The 23,390-nt window shown below is 36.5% G+C and carries 21 protein-coding genes and 1 pseudogene; 7 read left to right on the top strand and 15 right to left on the bottom strand.

Features of this window, described 5'->3' with window-relative positions; translation table 11 throughout:
- Nucleotides 1-34 precede the first annotated feature (34 nt).
- From C8C85_RS16620 to C8C85_RS16610, 3 genes are read right to left on the bottom strand one after another with little or no spacing between them, the layout of a single operon-like run.
- Nucleotides 35-2,530 carry a TraG family conjugative transposon ATPase gene (locus tag C8C85_RS16620; RefSeq protein ID WP_116798009.1) on the bottom strand — a complete coding sequence of 832 codons (2,496 nt, stop codon included), beginning with the start codon at nucleotides 2,528-2,530 and terminating at the stop codon, nucleotides 35-37.
- Nucleotides 2,527-2,856, bottom strand: coding sequence for a DUF4133 domain-containing protein (locus C8C85_RS16615; RefSeq protein ID WP_111410189.1), 330 nt, complete (start codon nucleotides 2,854-2,856; stop codon nucleotides 2,527-2,529). The genes C8C85_RS16620 and C8C85_RS16615 overlap by 4 nt, the downstream gene beginning before the upstream one ends.
- 11 nt (nucleotides 2,857-2,867) lie before the next feature.
- On the bottom strand, nucleotides 2,868-3,173 hold the full coding sequence (locus C8C85_RS16610) for a DUF4134 domain-containing protein (protein ID WP_024981713.1): 306 nt from the start codon (nucleotides 3,171-3,173) through the stop codon (nucleotides 2,868-2,870).
- A gap of 250 nt (nucleotides 3,174-3,423) precedes the next feature.
- Here C8C85_RS16610 and C8C85_RS16605 point away from each other — a divergent pair, with 250 nt between their 5' ends.
- The 4 genes from C8C85_RS16605 to merA are packed head-to-tail and all read left to right on the top strand — an operon-like array spanning nucleotide 3,424 to nucleotide 6,459.
- Complete coding sequence (locus C8C85_RS16605; protein WP_111410188.1) at nucleotides 3,424-3,798, top strand: ArsR/SmtB family transcription factor; 375 nt, start codon at nucleotides 3,424-3,426, stop codon at nucleotides 3,796-3,798.
- Nucleotides 3,795-4,400 carry a mercuric transport protein MerTP gene (gene merTP / locus C8C85_RS16600; protein ID WP_111410187.1) on the top strand — a complete coding sequence of 202 codons (606 nt, stop codon included), beginning with the start codon at nucleotides 3,795-3,797 and terminating at the stop codon, nucleotides 4,398-4,400. Before C8C85_RS16605 ends, merTP begins: the two co-directional genes overlap by 4 nt.
- Nucleotides 4,401-4,447: 47 nt before the next feature.
- Nucleotides 4,448-4,804, top strand: coding sequence for a heavy-metal-associated domain-containing protein (locus C8C85_RS16595; RefSeq protein ID WP_111410186.1), 357 nt, complete (start codon nucleotides 4,448-4,450; stop codon nucleotides 4,802-4,804).
- The gene (gene merA, locus C8C85_RS16590; RefSeq protein WP_111410185.1) at nucleotides 4,804-6,459 is read left to right on the top strand and encodes a mercury(II) reductase; all 1,656 of its coding nucleotides are present in this window, start codon (nucleotides 4,804-4,806) and stop codon (nucleotides 6,457-6,459) included. Before C8C85_RS16595 ends, merA begins: the two co-directional genes overlap by 1 nt.
- 128 nt (nucleotides 6,460-6,587) lie before the next feature.
- Here merA and C8C85_RS18595 read toward each other — a convergent pair.
- The 4 genes and pseudogenes from C8C85_RS18595 to C8C85_RS16565 all read right to left on the bottom strand — a co-directional run.
- Nucleotides 6,588-6,689 (bottom strand): annotated as a pseudogene (locus tag C8C85_RS18595) (DUF4133 domain-containing protein); the annotation flags it as partial.
- 416 nt (nucleotides 6,690-7,105) lie between these two features.
- Nucleotides 7,106-7,738 carry a conjugal transfer protein TraD gene (locus C8C85_RS16575; protein ID WP_111410183.1) on the bottom strand — a complete coding sequence of 211 codons (633 nt, stop codon included), beginning with the start codon at nucleotides 7,736-7,738 and terminating at the stop codon, nucleotides 7,106-7,108.
- 2 nt (nucleotides 7,739-7,740) lie between these two features.
- Nucleotides 7,741-8,157: a DUF3408 domain-containing protein gene (locus C8C85_RS16570; protein ID WP_024981707.1), complete on the bottom strand. Its 417-nt coding sequence runs from the start codon at nucleotides 8,155-8,157 to the stop codon at nucleotides 7,741-7,743.
- A gap of 4 nt (nucleotides 8,158-8,161) precedes the next feature.
- Complete coding sequence (locus C8C85_RS16565; RefSeq protein ID WP_111410182.1) at nucleotides 8,162-8,929, bottom strand: ParA family protein; 768 nt, start codon at nucleotides 8,927-8,929, stop codon at nucleotides 8,162-8,164.
- 723 nt (nucleotides 8,930-9,652) lie between these two features.
- Between C8C85_RS16565 and mobA the strand changes: the two genes are divergently transcribed.
- Together mobA and mobB are read left to right on the top strand one after the other, a co-directional pair.
- Entirely contained in the window at nucleotides 9,653-10,084 is a 432-nt protein-coding gene (gene mobA / locus C8C85_RS16560) for a conjugal transfer protein MobA (protein WP_100844412.1), read from the top strand.
- A gap of 7 nt (nucleotides 10,085-10,091) precedes the next feature.
- Nucleotides 10,092-11,375 (top strand): conjugal transfer protein MobB, encoded by a 1,284-nt coding sequence (gene mobB, locus C8C85_RS16555; protein ID WP_111410181.1) that lies wholly within the window; start codon nucleotides 10,092-10,094, stop codon nucleotides 11,373-11,375.
- Nucleotides 11,376-11,402: 27 nt separating this feature from the next.
- Here mobB and C8C85_RS16550 read toward each other — a convergent pair whose 3' ends face one another.
- Nucleotides 11,403-11,960 (bottom strand): hypothetical protein, encoded by a 558-nt coding sequence (locus C8C85_RS16550; RefSeq protein ID WP_111410180.1) that lies wholly within the window; start codon nucleotides 11,958-11,960, stop codon nucleotides 11,403-11,405.
- 207 nt (nucleotides 11,961-12,167) lie between these two features.
- Here C8C85_RS16550 and mobC point away from each other — a divergent pair, with 207 nt between their 5' ends.
- The gene (mobC, locus tag C8C85_RS16545) at nucleotides 12,168-14,168 is read left to right on the top strand and encodes a conjugal transfer protein MobC (RefSeq protein ID WP_111410179.1); all 2,001 of its coding nucleotides are present in this window, start codon (nucleotides 12,168-12,170) and stop codon (nucleotides 14,166-14,168) included.
- A 145-nt stretch (nucleotides 14,169-14,313) separates the two neighbouring features.
- Here mobC and C8C85_RS16540 read toward each other — a convergent pair whose 3' ends face one another.
- The 7 genes from C8C85_RS16540 to C8C85_RS16510 all read right to left on the bottom strand — a co-directional run bounded on the left by C8C85_RS16540 (nucleotide 14,314) and on the right by C8C85_RS16510 (nucleotide 23,389).
- Entirely contained in the window at nucleotides 14,314-16,557 is a 2,244-nt protein-coding gene (locus C8C85_RS16540) for a multicopper oxidase domain-containing protein (protein WP_111410178.1), read from the bottom strand.
- An 11-nt stretch (nucleotides 16,558-16,568) separates the two neighbouring features.
- Nucleotides 16,569-17,174: a class I SAM-dependent methyltransferase gene (locus C8C85_RS16535; RefSeq protein WP_111410177.1), complete on the bottom strand. Its 606-nt coding sequence runs from the start codon at nucleotides 17,172-17,174 to the stop codon at nucleotides 16,569-16,571.
- A gap of 9 nt (nucleotides 17,175-17,183) precedes the next feature.
- Nucleotides 17,184-18,428: a hypothetical protein gene (locus C8C85_RS16530; protein WP_111410176.1), complete on the bottom strand. Its 1,245-nt coding sequence runs from the start codon at nucleotides 18,426-18,428 to the stop codon at nucleotides 17,184-17,186.
- 34 nt (nucleotides 18,429-18,462) lie between these two features.
- Nucleotides 18,463-21,000, bottom strand: coding sequence for a heavy metal translocating P-type ATPase (locus tag C8C85_RS16525; RefSeq protein ID WP_111410175.1), 2,538 nt, complete (start codon nucleotides 20,998-21,000; stop codon nucleotides 18,463-18,465).
- A 78-nt stretch (nucleotides 21,001-21,078) separates the two neighbouring features.
- Nucleotides 21,079-21,639, bottom strand: a complete 561-nt coding sequence (locus C8C85_RS16520; RefSeq protein WP_100844404.1) for a helix-turn-helix domain-containing protein — start codon at nucleotides 21,637-21,639, stop codon at nucleotides 21,079-21,081.
- 81 nt (nucleotides 21,640-21,720) lie between these two features.
- Complete coding sequence (locus C8C85_RS16515) at nucleotides 21,721-22,011, bottom strand: heavy metal-binding domain-containing protein (protein ID WP_111410174.1); 291 nt, start codon at nucleotides 22,009-22,011, stop codon at nucleotides 21,721-21,723.
- A gap of 160 nt (nucleotides 22,012-22,171) precedes the next feature.
- Nucleotides 22,172-23,389, bottom strand: coding sequence for an efflux RND transporter periplasmic adaptor subunit (locus C8C85_RS16510; RefSeq protein ID WP_111410173.1), 1,218 nt, complete (start codon nucleotides 23,387-23,389; stop codon nucleotides 22,172-22,174).
- Between the last annotated feature and the right edge of the window lies 1 nt (nucleotide 23,390).

Here is a 23,390-nt window from a genome sequence, read left to right as displayed (position 1 = left end):
TGCTCTTTGATTTTAAAATGATTAATAATTTGTTTTACTTTTCTCTTCTTTGCAGGGCTATTCGCTTGATAGCCTGCTCTACATTTCCATCCAGTTCACCAGCAATCCGCATCACTTCCATTTTTTCCGTTTCCTCGGTGGTATAGGCGAGATATTCTTCAACGGAAACTTCTGTGGCATATACCGCTGAATGGGTTCCCCCCAGACCAATCCACACTTCCTTGTAAAGTCGTGACGGATCATTATTCATGTTGATGGAAAGTACCTGTCCCTTCTCCTTGTCTGTAAGTCCAAGCATAGCCTGTATGTCATCAAACTTGTTCATGTACTTGCGCTGGTCGAGCAGGATTTTACAATCGGAGTTATTGATGATACTTTCCTTGACAATGGGCGATTGGATGATGTCATCGACTTCCTGTGTTACTACAATAGCTTCACCGAAAAACTTCCTAACCGTTTTGAAGAGATACTTTATATATTCTGCCATACCTTCCTTGGCAATCGCTTTCCAAGCCTCTTCAATCAGTATGAGTTTGCGGATACCTTTGAGTCTTCTCATTTTGTTAATGAACACCTCCATGATGATGATGGTCACGATTGGGAAGAGGATTTTGTGGTCTTTGATTGCATCAATTTCAAACACAATGAAGCGTTTGGAAAGCAGATCTAACTGTTTATCGGAATTGAGCAGGTAATCGTATTCGCCTCCTTTGTAATAAGGTTCCAGTACGTTCAGGAAGTTGGCAATATCAAAGTCTTTTTCCCGAACCTGTTTTTCTTCCAATACCTTACGGTAATCGCCCTGAACATATTCATAGAATCCATTGAAAGAAGGATATACCTCATCTTGTTTGATACGTTCAATGTAGCCGCTTACCGCATTGGATAATGCTACTTCTTCGGAACGGGTCGGCGGTTCGTCATCACGCTTCCATAAGGTCACTATCAGCGTTTTGATGCTTTCTCGCTTTTCAATATCAAAAACACCATCATCAGTATAGAAAGGATTGAAGGCAATGGGATTGTCTTCTGTGTAAGTGAAGTAAACCCCGTCTTCGCCTTTGGTTTTCCCCTTAATAAGTTCACATAACCCCTGATACGAGTTACCCGTATCCACAAGCAGGACGTGTGCACCTTGCTCATAGTATTGCCGAACCATGTGGTTGGTAAAAAAAGACTTACCACTTCCTGAAGGACCCAATATAAACTTGTTCCGGTTCGTGATAATACCACGCTTCATCGGCAAGTCAGAAATGTCCAGATGGATGGGCTTTCCAGTTAGGCGGTCTGCCATCTTGATACCGAACGGCGATGGTGAATTGTGATAGTTAGTTTCTTCTGTAAAGAAGCACAATGCCGGTTCAATGAACGTATAAAAGCTTTCTTCACTTGGAAAATCTCCCGCATTTCCCGGCATTCCTGCCCAGTAGAGCGTAGCTACATCGGTGGTATTATGACGGGGTTTACATTCCATAAGTGCCAAAGCACTACCGCAGTCGTTCTTTAATTGTTTAAATTCACTGGAGTCATCCGACCAAGCCATGATGTTGAAGTGTGCCCTAATAGATGATAGTCCAAAACTGTGTGCTTCGTTCAGATAGCGTTCTATCCATTCTTTATTGATTTGGTTAGCACGGCTGTAACGAGCCAATGAGTGCATATTCCTTGCGGACTTCTCAAACTTTTGCAGGTTGTCTTCGCTGTTATCCAAAAACAGATATTGGTTGTAGATGTGATTGCAGTTTAGCAACAAGCCCACTGGAGCAGCAAACGACAAACGGCAGTCGCTCCGGTCGGTAGATAGTTTTTCGTAACGAGTATCTGCTGATACTGTTGAGGGCAGGTCATCTGTATCGGATAAGGTATGCAGGCACAATCTTTTGTTGCCAACACGTACTTCCTCGGCTCCCAATCCGATGTCCTGCATTGGTGTCCCGACCTCCCTCGACAGCGTTAGATACTGTTCCAGCAGTCCCTGTTTTTCATCCGTACCTATGATGTCTTCTTCCGTTAAACGTCGCAATCCGACAAATCCACTGTCATTTGCAATACGTTCAAACTGTGCTACCGCTTCCATAAAACGATGGATTGCTTCCTTATCCCTGATTTCTTTTGGTATAAGAGTACCTTTGCAAAGTGATGAAAAATTGCTTTGCATCCGCATTCTTTCCTTAGTGGTCTTAGTCAGGAACAGGTAGCAGTAATGGTTGAGAAAAGGGCGTTCATTGAAATGTTGTTGGTAGGATTTACCCAAAAAACTCAAACCATCACCCGCAATGTCGGGCGCATAGTTTTCCTTGATGTACCAGTCCTGTTTATGGACAACTGTATAATCGGGCAACGTCTTGATTGCTTTGTGCCAAGCGGAATGAATGGCTTCATATTCCGCAGAAGCCACCGTAAAGAGTTCCGGCAAACGTACTTCAAAACAAGCGGTAATGTCTGCATCCTTTGACAGAATACAATTGTTTTCTACCGCAAGTAAGGGAAACTTATTTTCCAGCGTAGTGGTCTTGGCTACATTTCTCATAAGGCATTCGATTTAGAAGTGAACTGTAAATAGCGGTGTAACGGCTTGCGACAGATGATATATCGTGGGTGTCTTTTTCTTGCCCCAATTTTCATCAGCCCGTGTTCCCCATACTTTTTGTTCAATGAAAAGGTCTGCCATACAATCAGCGAAGCACCGCCTGCTCCAAGCAACAGGCAGATATAAGAGTTTACGCCAGCCATATACATTATCATTACAAGAATCAGTGTACCAAGCAGTCCGCCTGCGAAAATGAACAAGTATTGTGCTTTCAACCCCTTAAATTCTACTGTTCTTCCGATGCCTTTATTGATATTGTAATTCATAAGGCAAGGGATTAAAGAAAGAATGAACGTAAAATGGTAGCGGCTACGATTAAGAAGATACACGCACCAAACCAACTTGCTGCAGTCTTGCTTGTATCGGGATCTCCGCTACTGAACTTACCGTACACTTTAACCCCTCCAATGAGACCTACCACGGCTCCAATAGCGTAGATGAGTTGTGTGGCAGGATCGAAATAGGACGTAACCATTTGTGTGGCTTCGGTGATACCAGCTGAACCGTCTCCCTGTGCCAACACACTGAAGCCTGTCAGCATTGCCATTGTTGCCAGCAGGATTTTTTTTCTTTGTTTTTCCATGATTTTAACATTTTAAATTGTTATTGTCTTCCCGCACCTTACGGGCTTTCGGAACAAAGATGTTTCGGAAAACGAGGCGCTATAACAAAGTGACAGTAAGTGGAATTGTTTGGCGGTGTGTGACCAAATGAGCTAAATTACTCACTGAATACAAAAATTAAGAGCTGTTGAAAAATACATTTAATCATTTGCTTAAATAAGAAAACTATTTGTATCTTTGCTGCGTTATTAAATCCTAAACAGGAAAATTATGGAAAACAATCAATCGTGTATCAGAGTGTTTGCCGACAAGGTTCAAATAGACAATTGTCGGGAAATACTTCAAGCCAACGGCAAGGCATTCAGTCAACTGAGTGGACTTTTAGCATTGGCAGCAAACGAAGTAAGGTTGAAAATCTTATTTCTCTTAGAAGAAGAAAACGAACTCTGTCCTTGCGACCTTTCAGACATTCTCGGAATGAGTATCCCAGCCGTTTCCCAACATCTTAGAAAACTCAAAGACGGAAACGTCATTGAAGGAAGAAGAGAAGGACAGACCATTTTCTACTCTTTGAAACAAGAGCAACTGACTTTACTTCGACCATTTTTTAAACACATTAACAATTCAAAAAAGGAAACAGTATGAACAAGAAAAACAACAAACTTGCCGGAGCGGGAGTGCTTTCGGCAATAGCAGCATCACTTTGCTGCATAACACCTGTATTGGCTCTTATTTCAGGAGCATCAGGAGTGGCAGCTACCTTTTCGTGGATGGAACCTGCAAGACCTTATCTTATTGGTATAACTGTTTTGGTATTGGGCTTTGCTTGGTATCAGAAACTCAAACCAAGAACAGCCGAAGAAATCCAATGCGATTGCGAAGAAGACGAAAAGAAACCTTTTATGCAGACCAAAACATTTTTAGGAATTGTAACCGTGTTTGCTGTTTTAATGCTTGCTTTTCCATACTATGCACAGATTTTATACCCTTCAAACGATAAAAAAGAAGTTGTAATCGTCAATGCTTCGGACATCCAAACAGTAGCTTTTGATGTAAAAGGAATGACTTGCAATGGTTGTGCTTCACACGTAGAAAATGACGTAAATAAGTTGCCAGGTATTGTTAAGGTAGATGCGAGTTACGAAGAAGCAACTGCCAAAGTGAAATTTGACCAAACTAAAGTGAGCTTGGCTCAAATTGAAGAAGCCATCAACGGTACAGGTTACAAAGTAGTTGGCAAGAAATAGTATTTTTTTGCTTTTCATATTTAAGAATTTAATTAAATAATTACACAATGAAAAAGAATTTGATTTTATTGAGTGCTTTGTTCCTAATTGGAATTACTCAGGTCAATGCCCAATGTTGCAAACCGACTGACAGTAAAGTAAAAAAGGAAAACACAACACAACAAGAAGGTAAAACCGTGAAACTGAAAATCACGGGAATGACTTGTACAGGTTGTTCCAACCACATTTCAAATACCCTCAAAGAAGTGGACGGCATTATTGAACACAAAGTGAAATATCCGGGCGATTTGGCAACCATCCAATACGACCCAAAGAAAACAAATCCTGATACTATCATTAGGATAGTTGAAAAAATAGGCTATAAAGCTGAAATCATCAAAGAAACTCAAAAAAAGAAAGCGTAATGAACAAAGAAACCATAAAACTTGACATCGTAGGGATGACCTGCGACCATTGTGCCACAGGAATTGAAAAACTTCTTTCAAAAAATGAAGGAGTAACAGAAGCTAAGGTAGGCTATCCAAAATCCACTTGTGAATGTTCTTTTGACCCTTCAAAAACAAGCAGGGAAGAAATAATCAATACCATCAACGGTACAAAAAACTATCGTGTAAAAGGTGAAATCCCAGAAAATGGAAACAGTGGGAATAATCACTTTGATTTAATAATTATTGGTGGTGGTTCGGCTGCATTTTCGGCAGCTATCAAAGCAGAGAGTTTGGGGCTGACTACCTTAATGGTAAACGGTGGTTTGGGCTTTGGCGGTACTTGTGTCAATGTGGGTTGCGTGCCTTCTAAAAACCTAATTCGTGCAGGCGAAACGGCTTATCACGCTACCCATTCCAACTTTGAAGGTATTAAACCCAAAGGAGTTGATATTGATTTTGCACAAGTTATTAAAGACAAGAAAAAATTAGTTGCCACACTTCAAGGAAAAAAATATATGGATGTGGTAAGCGATTTTGAAAACCTAAAAATGATTACAGGTTGGGCGGAGTTTAAGGACAACAAAACAATTGTTGTTGATGGAAAAACAGAATATACTTCCTTGAAATTTATCATTGCAACTGGTGCTACTACCAATATTCCAAACATTGAAGGATTAAATGAAATTGGCTACTTGACCAATGTTTCGCTTTTTGATTTAGAAGAAAAGCCCGAAAGCATCACTATTATGGGAGCAGGTTACATTGGTTTGGAAATAGCTATGGCATATAATCGTTTAGGCGTTAAAGTTCGTATCATAGAATTTACAGACCGAGTTTTGCGAACACAAACACCTGACATCAGCGAAGTATTGGAAAACCAAATGCGAAATGAAGGCATTGAAATTTTACCCAATTTCAGAGCTGTTAAATTTGAGAAACAAGGAAACGAAACGATTATTCATTGTAAATGTCCTGACGGTTCGTTTACACAAATCATAGAAAAAGGAAAAATAGTAGTTGCGTCAGGAACAAAACCCAATACACAAAAACTAGGATTGCAAAACATCGGTTTAGCATTGAACAAAACGGGACATATCTCGGTAAACGAAAAAATGGAAACTAATTTGCAAAACATTTATGCCGTAGGCGATGTAACCAATACACCTGCTTTTGTTTATACAGCCGCTTTTGAAGGAAAAATTGCCGTAGAAAATGCTTTTTCTGGAGCAGAAAATAAAGCAGATTACACTTCTTTGCCATGGGTAGTATTTACCGACCCACAAGTTGCAGGTGCCGGTTTGGATGAAGTACAAGCAGAACAACAAAATATTCCGTTTGAAGTTTCTAAAATAGAATTGAAAGATGTGCCGAGAGCCATTGCAGCAAATGACACAAGAGGTTTTATAAAACTTATTCGCAACACCGAGACAGACAAACTAATAGGAGCTAGAATAGTAGCACCAGAGGGCGGAGAACTTATTCAACAATTAAGTATGGCTATAAAATACGGAATAACAGTAAAGGACTTAGCTGAGAGTTTTTATCCATATTTGACATTAGGAGAAGGAATAAAATTAGCAGCTATCACATTCGGAAAAGACGCTTCAAAGTTGAGTTGTTGTGCAAGTTGATATTTATATAAGTCTGATATCTAAAAAAAAATAGCACTGTAAGATTTACGTATTTATAATCTACCCGAATATAAGGAGAGGCTGTCTTGACTTTTCAGATAGCCTCTCCAATTAAAATGACCAGGATGTGTCCCTAGTAGTCCGCCAGCGAAAATAAATATATATTGTGTTTTCAGCCCTTCAAATTCCACCGTTTTTCCGATGCCTTTGTTGATATTGTAATTAGTCATATGACAAAGAATTAAAGGAAGAATGGTTGCAGTTTCGAAGAGACCGACCACAGCTCCAATGGCTTAGATGAGCTATGTGTGGGGTCGAAATAAGACGTCACCATTTGGGTAGCCACTTGATACCTGCCGAACCGTTTTCCTGTGCGAACACACCAATTCCTGGCAGCATTGCCACGGCTGCCAGCAAAACTTTTTTTCTCTGTTTTTCCATAATTGAAACACATTAATTTGTTATTGTTAACCCGCACCTTGCGGACTTTCGGGACAAAGATGTTTCAGAAATCAGGGTGCTATAATAAAGTGGCATTCAAAGGAATGATTTGGCAGTGAGTGGTTTGTAGTGAGTGTTTATGCATAAAAAACACCAAACTTTTACCGTTTGGTGTTTTAATTTTTGAGGGTTTTATGAGCGAGTTTCATACAAACTCCCCAATATCAAACTCCTCCAAATCATTTTTCCGCAAAGTGGAAGAACCAGCATCCGCATCAGAAGTAAGACTACTGTCTAATAGCTCGGCTATTTTACGGGAAGCATTTTCTATGGAATTTTCCAGTAGGCTGAATAATTCGGTTCCCTGTATTTTCTGAACTATAGCAACCGCTGTTTCCTTTTGAGATTGCTCCAAATTTTCTTTTTGCAGCAACATCCCCACGGAACTTAATTCTTCAAAGGTAACCCCTTGGGCAAAACCGTTATTCCCACCAGATATTCCGTACCTGTTCCATTCTACTTCCTCTTCCTCAAAATCAGGCATATTTCCAAAAACTTCATCCAGTTCTTCCTGCGGAATTTGTATATCGACATCTACCTCGTCGATTTCAATATCAAAATTATTCATTTCATGTTTCCGCTTTTTACTTTGGCTTTCGATAGCACTTTTTGGCACTGAAAGGCTCCTCATTGACTTTGGCTGCCCCATAATATCGGGTAACTTCGGATTAGGTTTTCCATGCTTTGTTTTTTGTTCTGTCATTTTTCTGATAACGATCTTATCCTCCAGGAGTAGCACAATAACAATGAGCAGGCATATTACAATTAGTGTTTCCATAATTATAAAATAGGTTTGTATTTATCATTAAAAGTTGTGATAATCTGCTCTCCAAACTCCTGAAAATGATATTCAAGAAGATTGTCTAAGTAGGCATAAATGGTTATTTTATCTTCGCCTATTACCTGTACAATCCGTGAGAGTTTCTCATGGAAATCCGGTCGGATATATACCGTTTTACCATCACGGGCATTGGTGTCTGGCCTTTTGAAAAATATGCTTTCATAATCCTGATCATTTATTTTTTTTCCTCTGTTCCGTTCCTTCGCTAAAGGCTTTTCCTGAAATGGTTTTATCGGAGCTTTGCGTTCTTCCAGCGGAAGTTCCAATCCTTCCTTTTTTACTCCATCTACCATCAGATTCATCATTAACTCTTCGTTGATTTCGGGAATTGCTTTTTTCTTATTGTCTTTTTCCATACTATTACAATTGAACGATTCTTAAAAATTCCGTCATAAACTGGTCTAAGCGGCAAGCATTCATCAACCGTTCATCGGGAGGCATTAAAGTTGATCGAAAAACAGTTTTGGCATTGGCTTCACTCTCCTTGCGGAAACGTGTGCTGTTCATAATCTGACATTGCATTAGACTTAAGTCCAACTCATCAATAAGTTTATTATAAACATCGTACAAGGGCGAGCGTTCACGACCATCTACCTGATTCCAAAACAGATTAATGGTTTCAATGGAGGTTTCTCCTTTTTTCATAATAACATCCTTCATCAGCTGGGTAAAAATGAGTGTACTTTCCATAACTACACGATCTGCTACAATAGGCGTGAAAATATGGTGCATCCCCGCCAGAGCTTTCAAAATACCGGGAGTGTTTACTGTTCCCGGAAGGTCAAAAAAGATAAAATCAACCGGAACGGAAGTGGATTCTAAAAAATCATGCGCAGCCTCCAATACACCTTCTGCTTTATGCTGAATGATCGGATAAGCTTTTTTGTTAATAGTCGTAAATTGTTTGAATGCCACCCGTTTTAAAAACTCATTTTCCATCACCATAGCCAAATCACGAGTCTTCATTTTCATTAAACTATGTTGTGGAAAATCAGCATCGAATACGGCTACATTGTAGCCAAGACGATAATGTAGTGTACTGGCCGCAAGTGCCGTAAAGGTGGTTTTGCCTACACCTCCCTTTTGGGAAGAAAAAGCAATGAATACTGTTTTGTGTTCTGTTTTCATTTTTAACTCTATTTAATTATTCACTTATATCTCTACATAGATAGATACTTATCAACTATCGCCCATACATATGTAATTTTGTAGATAGTTATATAGCCACTTAAGCACGTATTACACTACTTGAATACTGACATATGTACATCTGTCTTTAGGTAGGTATACAAATAAATTTGCATTATCAGACCTATTTGTGTACAAACTCAGATCTGTAAATCTGCACTTATGCAACTATGTAATTTTATATCCTCATCTGCATCTATCCACACCCTTACGCTTGTATATACATAGGCGACTAAATACATAATTGAGAAACTACGTACCAACATAATTATCTGTTTACATCCGCTTGCAGGCACAAAGAAATGTAGATATATACGTCCTTATTTTAAAGTGGTACGAATTGGCGCTCATTGACACTGTTTGGCACTACGACACTGTGCAACACTCTACTTAAGAGAAGTTTACTTTGTAAAATGATTTTTATTAATGGATTTATGCAAGAGCACTTCGATAGATCAGATTATAAAGTGAACGACCCGAAGCCGTTTTTCCCTGCTTTATTTAATCCGTCCCGCAGGGCGGATTTTTGTGTTCGCCAGAACACGGCAAGTTGTGTTTTGAGGCACTCCAAACTCCGTTCGTGCCTCAAAACAACTTGCCCTGCCGGGAGCTGAAAACCCTTCCGAAGTCAGGATTTTTGTTGAAGTTAAAAATGGATTAGTGATGAACGAAAACAGTAATAAAAAACAGAATAAAGGCGGACGAACTCCGAAGAACGATCCGAGTATTCACCGCCACGTTTTTCGTCTTACGGACGAAGAAAATATCAAATTATTATCTCTTTTTGAAGCATCGGGAATGACCAATAAAGCAAAATTTATCATTTTCGTATTGTTTGGAAGGGAAATTAAAACGGTTAAAATAGACAAAGCTGTGTTGGATTTTTATATGAGGCTAACCTCTTTTCACAACCAGTTCCGCTCTATTGGCGTGAATTACAATCAAATTGTAAAACTACTTTATCGCAATTTTTCAGAGAAAAAAGCGGCAGCTTATCTCTACAAATTGGAAAAGCAAACGGCTGAAATGGCAGTGTTATGTCAAAAAATAATCCAGCTCACAGAAGAATTTGAAGCCAAACATTTGAAAAAATAGTACTGAAATGATAGCAAAAATCGGAAGAGGAAGCAATTTATATGGTGCATTGGCATACAATCAACTCAAAGTGGAAAAAGAAAACGGGCAAATTCTATTTACTAACAGAATAATAGAAACACCTAATGGACAGTATTCCGTTGCTCAGTTGGTTCGCTCTTTTGAACCTTATCTGATTGCCAACCGTAATACCGAAAAGCAAACTTTGCATATTTCTCTTAATCCTGACCCAAAGGATAATGTAAGTGATGAAAAGTTCAAACTAATAGCTCAGGAGTATATGCAGGAAATGGGTTATGGGGAACAACCTTTTGTAGTATTCAAGCATACGGATATTGATCGCACCCATATTCATATTGTATCAGTTTGTGTGGATGAAGAAGGCAAAAAGATTTCGGATAAGTTCGAAAAAAGACGATCTATGAATGTATGTCGTGAACTCGAAAGTAAATACGGACTTCTATCAGCTACAGAGAAAGAGCACAAGCAAAATGATAATATTTTCCATCCTGTGAATTACCAAATAGGAGATATAAAAAGCCAGATTGCTTCGGTTGTCCGTCACCTAACTAAGTATTATAAGTTCCAGACACTGGGAGAATACAATGCACTGCTTTCCCTTTTTAATATTACTATTGAAAAAGTAGAGGGAGAATTGCAGGGGAAAATTCGCCAAGGCTTATTGTACATTCCTTTAAATGAAAAAGGAGAAAGAGCTGGACATCCGTTCAAGGCTTCCTTATTCGGAAAGAATGCAGGGCTACCGACTTTGGAATTACATTTTGCAAAAAGCAAAGAGGCTTTGAAAGACCACCCGACAAAGCCAACCATTAAAGCTACTGTTACCATTGCCCTGCAATCAACAAGTGATGAGCAGGCTTTTAAAAAGCGATTAGGCGAACAGGGCATTAACGTAGTGGTACGAAGAAATGACACAGGACGTATTTACGGAATAACTTTTATAGACCATAATTCTAAAGCAATTTGGAACGGTTCACGTTTGGGCAAAGAACTTTCTGCCAATACCTTTAATGATTATTGGAACCATAATATCAAACCCGACATTAAAAAGCCAGTTGAACTACAATCTAAAATATCAAAACCAAATGATACAGATCTTCCTGTAGAACAACCACATCATTTGTTCGACTTCCTTGATACTGATAAGCACAAGGACAGTTTGATCGAAACATTTAGTGGCTTACTTCCCGAAGCAAAGGGAGAAGATTACGAAGAACAGGATTTTGCCAATAAGATGAAAAAGAAGAGAAAACGTAAAAGAGGTCAGTAGGTTTTGTTGTTTATTTTGAACTCATGATTATAAAGACACTTTCAATCCCAAAGCATAGCTCCAGTACAAAATCTTCGGAACAGTTGGCGTCTTGAACTGATAAATACCATAAACATATAATGAAAAAAGTATAAATGCTCCCCAACTCAATCCAATACACAATAAACCTTGTCGTTCTGTTAGATTGAACATACCAGCAACGAATGATTTTACTATAAATGCGGGAATAATACAGCATATTAACACACAGATTACCCACGGTAATATCCATAATTTCCTCTTCTTTGCCTGCAAGCCAATGATAGTTCCTTTAAAGAAATAAATAATGCAGAAAATAAGGTAGGTAAATAATAAGGAGAAACTCCAAATTTTAAATTTGTCGGTTTCCTCTCCCCAGAACTTTTGAGACAGTAAAAATCCGACATAAAAAAACATACCGAAAATAGCAGTTATTTTTAAGACAAAAATAAAACCCTCAACGACCATAAACATTAGCCCTGTAGCAGCCTCACTTTCTTCTCTTTTCCGGGCTTCATAGTCCTCTTCACTTTCTCCAGGATCAGCGTCAGGATTATTCCAATTCATATTATTTCCTTTAATATTGATTATCAAATTGATGAGTAAGTCAAAAAAATCAAGAGTTTAAATTTAATAAAAAAATCGTTATAAAATCTGAACTTGATTGGAACCAATTAACGCCAAACACTGTCACGCACCGCTAATGTCTGCCACTTTTTTATAGCCACTCTGCACATCCTTTAAATTAACGACCGAACATTTAATATTTGAAAAATGCAGGGAGAAGACGATTTAAGAGGTTTAGCCAAGATTATGGCATTTATGAGAGCGGTAAGTATACTGATTGTGCTGATGCACTTTTACTGGTTCTGTTATGGGTTCTTTTTAGAAAGAAGCTGGACACTGGAGGTAGTCAATAAAATATTGAGAAACTTTGATCGAACGGTGAGCCTGTTTTCCCATACGCTTTATACCAAAATATTTGCTTTGCTCTTGCTGGCTTTGAGTTGTTTGGGAACAAAAGGTGTCAAGAATGAAAAAATAACATGGTCTAAAATATATGTGACGTTGGGAATTGGGTTTGTGCTGTTTTTTCTGAACACACCTTTATTAAAACTGCCATTAAACATCGCTACATTTCTTTATATCCTTACCACAGGTTTGGGTTATATCTCGCTGATGGTAACAGGAGTTTGGATTAGCCGGCTGCTCCGTACCAACCTAATGGACGATGTATTCAATAATGAGAACGAAAGTTTTATGCAGGAAACCAAACTAATGGAAAACGAGTATTCCGTGAATCTGCCGACTAAGTTCTGGTACAATAAAAAACAGCATAATGGATGGATTAATATTGTAAACCCTTTTAGGGCAACCATTGTATTAGGTACACCCGGTTCAGGCAAATCCTATGCTGTTGTAAATAACTATATCAAACAGCATATTGAAAAAGGTTTTTCAATCTATATCTATGATTTTAAATTCGACGACCTTTCTACAATTGCCTATAACCATTTGCTAAAACATGCAAATAAATACAAGGTAAAACCGAAATTCTACATCATCAACTTTGACGACCCAAGAAAAAGCCACCGTTGCAACCCCATAAATCCTGATTTTATGACAGACATATCCGATGCTTATGAATCCGCTTACACTATTATGCTGAATCTTAACAGAAGCTGGATACAGAAACAGGGAGATTTCTTTGTAGAATCTCCAATTATTTTATTGGCTGCCATCATTTGGTATCTGAAAATCTATGAAAACGGCAAATACTGTACGTTTCCTCACGCCATTGAATTACTAAATAAAAAGTATTCGGACGTATTCACTATTCTAACTTCCTATTCTGATCTGGAAAACTATCTATCACCCTTTATGGACGCGTGGCAAGGCGGAGCACAAGACCAATTGCAGGGACAGATTGCATCAGCAAAAATCCCTTTATCAAGAATGATTAGTCCACAATTGTATTGGGTTATGACTGGAGATGATTTTTCACTAGACATAAACAACCCTAAAGAACCTAAAATTTTATGCGTAGGAAACAATCCAGATCGACAAAATATTTACTCTGCTGCGCTGGGATTGTACAATTCACGTATTGTAAAACTCATTAATAAAAAAGGACAATTAAAGAGTTCGGTTATTATAGATGAGCTGCCCACAATCTACTTTAGAGGACTGGATAATCTGATTGCAACAGCAAGAAGCAATAAGGTTGCAGTATGTCTCGGCTTTCAGGATTTTTCGCAATTAACCCGTGATTATGGCGACAAAGAAAGCAAGGTAATTCAGAATACTGTAGGTAATATTTTCAGTGGTCAAGTAGTTGGTGAAACTGCCAAAAACCTTTCGGAGCGTTTTGGAAAAGTATTGCAGAAAAGACAAAGTTTATCAATCAACCGTAATGATACCTCGACATCAATTTCTACTCAATTGGACAGCCTCATTCCTGCATCTAAAATATCTACATTGACACAAGGTATCTTTGTGGGAGCAGTTTCGGATAATTTTGACGAACGTATCGAGCAGAAAATATTCCATGCTGAAATTCTTGTCGACAATGAAAAAGTAGCTGCTGAAACCAAAGCATATCAAAAGATACCAGAGATTTTATCATTTGTAACGAAGAATGGAGAAGACAATATGAAACAGGAAATAGAGGCCAATTACCGCCAGATAAAACAGGATATTGTTCAGATTATTGAAACTGAATTGGAGCGTATTAAAAATGATCCTGATTTAGAATACCTGATTAAAAAGAGATAATAAAAAAAGATATCCATTCAAGCAATTCGCAAAACAAAAAACTGAAAATTATAAGATTTTCGAGATTTTGACGCCATTTGGGCGTGTTATCCTAGTTTCAATTTGATTATCCTAGAAACTAAGAAGCTCTATATGCTTAATTGAATTAATAATTCAAACTTACTCCAATACCCCAACCCATGTCGCTATCATAGTGTGTTGTCAGTCCCATATTTTTTCCTAGAATATATCGTAAACCTGCCATATATTCATAATCCGTATTCCACATTAAATTCATTCTTAATCGTTTTGAAATAGGAATATCTTTTCGTTCAAATTGTATTCTAAAATAACCTCCCGTAAATATTTCTGCTTGTGCTACAATTAACAATGGTAAAGTATAATTTACACCAACACTTAAAAAATGCCGATTATCCTTTGTATTTGTTTGTCCGAACATATTTTTTTCAACTTCACCATCAGGCATTACTCTGTAACGCCAATCAAAACCAACAAACGGCATCAACCATTGCATTTTGCCAATGTATCTTCCAATATGGGTTTCGGTTTCGTAACCGTGCATATCATTATATCCTAATCTCCATTCTGTTCCAATGCTCCAACGAGTACTTTGGTACATTGCTTCTCCATCGTTACCATTTGTTGCAAAATCATTTTCTGCCATAAAATGAAATTTCCTGTCGTCTGCAAACAATTTACGTTGTGCAAGTTTTGGGTTTGGGATTTCGGGATTTGGTGCTTGGTTTTCATAACTGAAAACTCTGCCCATTCCGCTCATCATATGGTACAAGATATGACAATGAAAAAACCAATCACCTTTTACATTTGCATTAAATTCCAAGGTATCGGTTTCCATTGGCATAATGTCCACAATGTTTTTTAATGGTGCATAATCGCCTTGACCATTCAATAATCTGAAATCGTGCCCGTGTAAGTGCATTGGGTGTCGCATCATCGAATTATTATAAATTGTAATGCGGACATTTTCACCTTCTTTAATTAAAATTTTATCAGCTTCTGAGACAACTTTGTTATCTAAACTCCAAACATAGCGGTTCATATTTCCTGTGAGTTCAAATTTTAACTCTTTTACTGGAGCATCTTTTGGGAGTGTAGTTTTAGTTGGCGATTTCAGCATTGCATAATTTAAGGTTGTAATATCCGAAAGAGCATTACTGTTATAATCGGCTTCGGTCATTTTCATATCCACCATTTTTTTATCGGCTTTCTTTTTTTGTTCACCTGTAATTTCCGGGTACATCACCACGTTCATATCCATTTGATTGAGACTCATTTGCATTCCCATATCGTCAAGGTCGCCGTTCATTTTCATCATTCCGTTCATCATTTTCATCCCTTCAAAATATTTAAGCTTAGGAAGAGGCTCTATAAGTTGTTTGATACCATCGCCAATAAAATAAGAGGCTGAATATAATCTATCTTCGGTGGTAGCCAAAAATTCGTAAGCCGTTTTATCCGCAGGAATAGTCACAACTACATCGTAAGTTTCAGAAACTCCAACAATTAATCTATCGACTTCTACTGGTTCGACATCGTTACCATCGTTTGCAACAACGGTAATTTTACCTCCTGCATAGGTAAGCCAAAAATAGGAAGATGCCCCACCGTTGGAAATTCTCAAACGAACTTTATCACCTCCTTTTAAAGGTTTGCCATCAATACTTTTAACGTCCGTACTTTGCTTACCATTCATGAGGATTTTATCATAAAATACATCGCTTACATCCATTGCATTCATCCGCTTCCACTCGTTTTTTACTTTTACACCAAAATACCCTTGCTTTATAGCTTCTGTGTAACTTTGGGTTGTTCCTTTTTTTATTGCTGGATAATCGTTTGCGTTATGCAACATCCGGTGTACGTTTTCCGGTTTAATATCCGTCCATTCGCTCAAAACAATTGGAACGGTTGGTAAATCATCAATTCCATTTCTAAAAGTTGGGTCAGTCGTTATTTTGAGCATTACAAAATTTCCATACATTCCGATTTGTTCTTGTAATCCTGTGTGACTGTGATACCAATGTGTGCCGTGTTGTATTATTGGAAATTTATACAAATGTGTAGTATGAGGTTTTATTGGCATTTGTGTCAAATTCGGTACACCATCTTCTTTGTTGGGTAAAAATAAGCCGTGCCAATGTAAAGAAGTATCTTCATTTAACTCATTATGCACATAAATTTCTGCAATGTCGCCTTCAGTAAATGTTAAAGTAGGCATTGGTATTTGTCCGTTTACGGCAATGGCTCTTTTTGGTTTGCCTGTAAAGTTTACAATTGTATCTCGAACATATAAATCGTAGCGAACGATTTTTTGGGCTGATGCACTCAACACAAGAAATAATAGTATAATTGATAATTTTAATTTCATTATTTGATTTTTTAAATTCTTTTAAAAATACAAAACACAAAATTTTGCACTGTATTGAATGGTGTTTGATGGTCTTGATAAAAGCTGTCAATAATTTTAAATTTATCCGAAAATAAACCAACTAAATCTCGAATGGTATATTGTTTAATTTCTAATCCACTGCATTTTAATGGTCCATTATTAGAGAAAGTAGCCATTATTAAATAATTACTTGCATAGTTTTGAACAAGTGTTTTATACTTTTCAATTTGTTCCTTTTCAGTGAGAAAATGAAAGGTTGCTCTGTCGTGCCAAATATCATACGTTTCTTCGGGTTGAAATTCTGTAATATCGGAAACAATCCATTTCACTTTTTCGGATAATTTACCTAATCGGAATTTGGCTTTTTCAATAGCTTTTTCAGAAATATCCAAAACTGTAATATTCTCAAAACCTTGTTCTAAAAGATAATCTACCAAGTTACTGTCTCCTCCTCCGATATCTATAATTTTGGCTGTTTTGGGTAATTTGCAATTTGCAATTAATTGCAAAGAAGTTTCAGGTTTTTCTTGAGTCCAACTTACTTCGTTAGGCAGTTTCGTATCGTACACGTTTTCCCAATGTGTTTTATTTTTCATAGTTATTTTTTAAATTGATTTTGCGATTTTTTCCATAATAGAATGGTCAGTTCCAAACTTGCAAATCGCATCACAATTCGCCCTTAATTCTGAAAACAGTATGTATTTGATGTTCATTTTTGAGTTTTTTATAACTGGTCGGTTGAGTTGTTGAATAACATCTTTCTCCCGACTGTCTGGAATAATAATATAAAAGACTTCTTCTCCATTAGAAATACTAAAATACAAATCGGATAAACGTAATATTCCCGAATAGATACTAGTGCTTTTTTCGACTTCAAATGCTCCAATAATTTTGTTACTTCCTTTTTGAAACCATAAAACATCGATTAGTTTTATGGTATTTTGTGTGTCTTTATCTGTGTGAAGTTCTGGAAATTTATTTATTGATATAAATGAAAAACTTTGTCCACCAAACGATTTGCTCTTATCATTACTCGCTGGTGTTACATCAAAACCCAATGAAACTCCAATTTTTAATAAATGATATTGCATTTCGTTATGAAGATTTTCTGCTAACTTTTCTTCTTGGATTTCTTTTTGGCGTTTTAAGATGTTCTTTTCAAATTTATTGCGTTCTTCTTCGCTTAAATATTCATCGTTCCCAATAAGCATTTTTTGTGTTCCAATTTCAAAACATAATCCCGCAATGGCTCCTAAATCATTTGATAATTCAGATTTATGTTTACTGTTAGTTTCGATTAAAGTTTCTCTTATTTTTAAATATTCTGTCCAACTGCCTAATTTCTTTTTGTCTTTGTATATAAAATTAAATCCATTAAGAATGGCCGTATTGAATGGAGGAAACCAAGTTGGATGCAAAAAATATAAAATACTTGCAACAGCCGGGCCAAGACCTTTTATTTTTAATTCATCCAATTTTACAATTTCTTTTACTACTTGTTCTTCCGTTTTGGCATTAATGCAGTTTTCGAGAAATTGACCAAAAGCAATTTTATTGTTTTGGTTTTCGTAAATATCTGGAATTCTTAATTTTGGTTTCCAATAAAAAGGATGTGCTACGCCAACAAAGACTTGTTTTTGTTCTGCTATACAACTTAATACAAATTCTAAACTACTGCCTTTAAAATCATTTGGAAACGATTTGTTTTTAATATCCTCAATAACTTGTAAAACACCTCGCCGAATAGTCCTAAATGCTTTTAATCGTTGGTCGTTATCTACAAACCAAGTGTTGTAAACACTTTCGGTATCAACTTTGTATTGTTGGATTATTTGAGTAAGGTTGTTCATTTTTTATACAGCTATAAATTATTTCTAATGCTTTTTATAATTTCAAACTTCTTAATCGCAAAGCATTTACAATTACAGAAACCGAGCTAAAACTCATTGCTAAAGCTGCAATCATTGGCGATAATAAAACTCCAAAAAATGGATACAAAACTCCCGCTGCAATTGGAACTCCTAAAACATTATAGAAGAAAGCAAAAAATAAGTTTTGTTTGATGTTTCGCATTACAGCGTGGCTCAAATTCTTGGCTTTTACGATACCTAGCAAATCGCCTTTTACTAGAGTTATTTTAGCACTTTCTATAGCTACGTCTGTTCCTGTTCCCATTGCAATTCCAATATTTGCTTGTGCCAATGCTGGAGCATCATTTATACCATCGCCTGCCATCGCCACAATTTTGCCTTCTGCTTGCAATTTTTTAATTTCTTTGAGTTTGTCTTCGGGTAAGCATCCTGCTTTATATGACGTCAACCCCAATTCATCAGCAACCGATTTAGCTGTGTTTTCATTGTCTCCAGTAAGCATTACTACTTCAACACCCTGACGCATTAACTCTTTAATGGCTACTGCACTTGATTCTTTAATGGCATCGAAAATTGATACAAAACCAACAGCAATACCATCAACAGCTATGTATGAAACCGTTTTACCTAATTTTTGTTCAGCAATAATTTTATTTTCTAAATCATCTGAAACGATTGCTTTGACTTGTTCCATTAGTTTTTTATTTCCTAATACTACTTTTTTAGCGTCAACAGTTCCAATAACTCCTTTGCCTGCAATGGCTTCAAAATCTTTTACCTCGATTAATGAAACTGTTTTTGATTTAGCATAATTGACTACAGCTTGTGCTAATGGATGTTCGCTGTATTGGTTTAATGAAGCTATGTTTTTAAGCAAATTATTTTCTTCATTATTTGAAGAAAATATCTTCTCAACAGAAGGTTTCCCCTCGGTTATTGTTCCTGTTTTGTCAGTAATTAACACATTAACTTTATTCATGTTTTCTAAAGCTTCAGCATTTTTTATAAGTACACCAGATTGCGCACCTTTACCAACACCAACCATTACCGACATTGGCGTAGCTAATCCTAATGCACAAGGACAAGCAATAATTAATACCGCAATTGCATTAATGAATCCATAAACCAATGCTGGTTCTGGGCCAAATTTTGCCCAAACGAAAAATGTTATTGCGGAGATAATCACCACTACTGGCACAAAATATTTAGCGATACTGTCGGCTAATTTTTGAATTGGTGCTCTTGAACGACTGGCATCATTTACCATCTGCACTATTTGGGAAAGCAAAGTTTCTGAACCTACTTTTTCGGCAATCATTACAAAGGACTTGTTACCGTTTATGGTTCCGGCAATAACATTATCATCTTTCTTTTTGTCAACGGGTATTGGTTCGCCAGTAATCATAGCTTCATCAATACTACTTTCTCCATCGGTAATTTTTCCGTCAACTGGAATTTTATCTCCGGGTTTTACTCTCAGTAAATCACCTTTTTTGATATCATGAATAGAAATTACTTTGTCACCTCCATCTGCTACTAAAGTAGCCTCAGTTGGTGCCAATTTAAGTAATGCTTTAATAGCTCCGCTGGTTTGGCTGTGTGCTCTGGCTTCGAGTAGTTGCCCCAATAAAACTAAAGTCAGAATAACTGTTGTAGCCTCGAAGTACAGTAATACTGCCCCATGTTCTGTTTTAAATTCACTAGGAAAAATGTCTGGGAAAAACATGCCGACCAAACTAAATAAAAAAGCAACTCCAGTTCCTATACCGATAAGGGTAAACATATTCAAATTCCAAGTAATAATAGATTTGAAGGCACGAACAAAGAACATCCAACACGCATAAAAAACAACAGGAAGTGTCAGAATAAATTGTACCCAATTCCATTTTGTAGCATCCATTATTTTAAGTAATGGGTTGTTTGGCATCATTTCTATCATTGCGATAGCAAAAACAGGAACGGTAAAAATTACTGCCACTTTCATTTTCTTGACTAAATTTTTATAAGTTTTTTGGTCTTCACTATCACTAGGTTCCATCGGTACCAAATCCATTCCGCAAATAGGACACGAACCTGGTATTTCACTAATTACTTCAGGATGCATCGGACAAGTATATAAGGCTTTATTAACTGTTAAATCGGGTGCTTTTACTAAATCCATTCCACATACAGGACAGTCGCCTGCTTTGTCATATAGTTTTTCGCCTTCACAATGCATTGGACAGTAGTATTTTCCCTGAGCATTGCTTGGTATAACAGTTTCTTTTTTATGCTCATGAGAATGCGTAGAGCAGCAGGATTTTGCTGTAGTTTCATTAGCTGGTGCCTGTACTAGGATCTTGCCATTATTCATTTCTATGGTGTATTTCCCAACTGCTGTCAATGCTTCTTGTAACTGTGTTGTTGGAATATGTTTTTCCATAGTTATAGTTGCGATGGGTGGATTTAATGCAACTTTTGCCTCAACTCCTTCAATAGTATTCAATGCTTTTTCGACTTTAGAGCGACAACCATCGCAAGTCATACCGGTAATGCTGTAAGTATGTATCATCTTCTATATTATTTTAATACAAATTTCTATCATAATTGTTTTTTGCATTTGCACAATTTTGGGTATGATATGCAAGATTTACAAATCTTCTATTTGCTTTCTTTTAATGGTTTTTATGTTCTTGAAGTAAGTTGGCGAAAAGCCAGTTACTTTTTTGAATTGATTACTCAAATGCGAAACAGTACTATAATTTAAAGAGTAGGCAATTTGGCTTAAAGATAATTCATCATAAATAATCAATTCTTTTACTTTCTCAATTTTCTGATTGATGAAATACTTCTCTATAGTAGTATTTTCAACTTCCGAAAACAGATTACTCAAGGTGTTATAGTCTTGATGGAGTTCTTGTGAAATATAACTGGATAAGTTACTTTTCAAATCATTGTTTTTATTTTGAACCAAATCAATAATCAATGTTTTAATCTTATCGATTGTTTTACTTTTCTTATTGTCAATTAAATCAAAGCCAATTGCACGAAGTTTTTTTAACAATTCGCTTTTTTGATTTTCGTTAATATCACTTTTCAATTCAACTTCCCCTAACTCAACTGAAAAAGGATTAATTCCCATACTTTCAAATACAGACTTTACTACCATTTTACAACGGCCGCATACCATATTTTTGATATAAATTTTCATAGTAAACAGGTTTAATTAATATAAACTAACCCTGCTAAGTTCATAACAAGGTTAATTATAGTTTCTTCCCCAAATTAGGTGTTATTTGTTTTCTTCTTTTTTCTCAGGAACAAGTTCTGTTAATTTCATCCCACATTTTGAACATTTGTCATTCAGTTTTCCTTGCACTTCCGGGTGCATTGGGCATGCATACATTTTTTCATGATTTTTCATTGTACTGTTTTTGTCGTTTATCGTTATACTGTCATTATCCATCATTGTACTATCGTTGCTCATCATATTAGAATGATCCGTTGAAGCTTCTTTGTTTTTTTGGTTACAGGAAACCAATACAAATACCATTACTATGGCTGAAAAGATTATTTTTTTCATTTTATCGGATTTTAATTTACAGATTACTTTCTGTTATATAAATATATAGTTTACTGTTTTGTAAATTGTTATACTATTATTTTTTTGATTTATGTAATTCTCCCCAACCATTTTACTCTTTTTTAAGAGCTTGATTATTTTCGATGCCCAATGAGTATTTTTACATTTTCATCCCCTCCATTGGGTCACTTCCTTTTCGGAATTTATATTCACTGTTTATGGCATAAGCACCTGTAATCACTACTTTTTTTGACGGATCCAAATCGGATTTGATTTCAATCATTCCATTGGTTTCTATTCCTGTTTCTACCATAACATTTTCAAATATTCCCGGTCTTTTTTCAACCCAAATATAGGAAGCGTTTTCTTCTCGAATAACTGCATCAATCGGGATAAAAAGTCCTTTAGCATTTGATTGTGTCAATTTTACAACCGCCTGCATTCCCGGTTTTAACTGTAAACCCTGATTTGGAATTTCCATTCGAATTAACAGCAATCGGGTATCTGGATTTATTTCAGGATTGATAAAGGCAACTTGGGTATTTATTGTTTTATCTGGGAAATCACTAAAAGTAACATTGGCTTTTTGACCTATTTTAAGGTTTTTGGCATAGTTTACGTTTACTTGTGTTTCTAACCAAAGGCTGTTTAAATCAGCGATTTTTATTATTCCCGAACCTTCCATTACATAACTTCCTTCTGTAGCTACAATTTCAGAAATTGTTCCGCTATGAGAACTGTAAAATATGGTATTTGGTGAAACCTCTTTATTGGTTTTAATGTTTTCAATTTGGGCATTGGTAAGACCATAAAAAAGAAGTTTTTGCTTCGCGCTGGCTAGCATGTTTTTTGCGTTTTTCCCAAAATCTCCTGGCATTGACAGTTGCTTGAATGCCGTGAAATAATCCTGTTTGGCTATGGCGATATCTTCACTGTATAATTGATAAACCGCTTGGTTTTTGGCAACATAATCTCCAACTGTTTTGAAAAATAATTTTTCAATTCGCCCCATCGCTCTTGATGAAACGGAATTGATTTTATCCTGATTTATAGCTAAAGTACCCGTGTAATTTTGGTTTACACTACTTTGGGATGTTGTAATAGACTGAAGACTAATATTACCCAATCGGATTTGCTGTTTGCTTAAACTTATTTCATTTGAGTTAGTTTTATCGAGTTTTACGGGAGTTAAATGCATATGACAAATGGGACATTTGCCTGGTTTGTCTTCTTTTATCTGAGGATCCATCGAGCAAGTGTAGAAAGTTGTTTCATCAGTCATTTTATGTCCACTATGATCTTCCTTGTTTTTCGAATTGCAAGCTATCATTACCATAAGTAGTATTGATAGTAAAGTTATTATTTTTAATGTCTTCATC

The organism is Flavobacterium sp. 103, from assembly GCF_003096795.1.
In the GTDB taxonomy this organism is placed as follows: Bacteria; Bacteroidota; Bacteroidia; order Flavobacteriales; family Flavobacteriaceae; genus Flavobacterium.
Note: the sequence above shows the minus strand (reverse complement) of the source record. Positions and strands in the feature narration are given on the sequence as shown.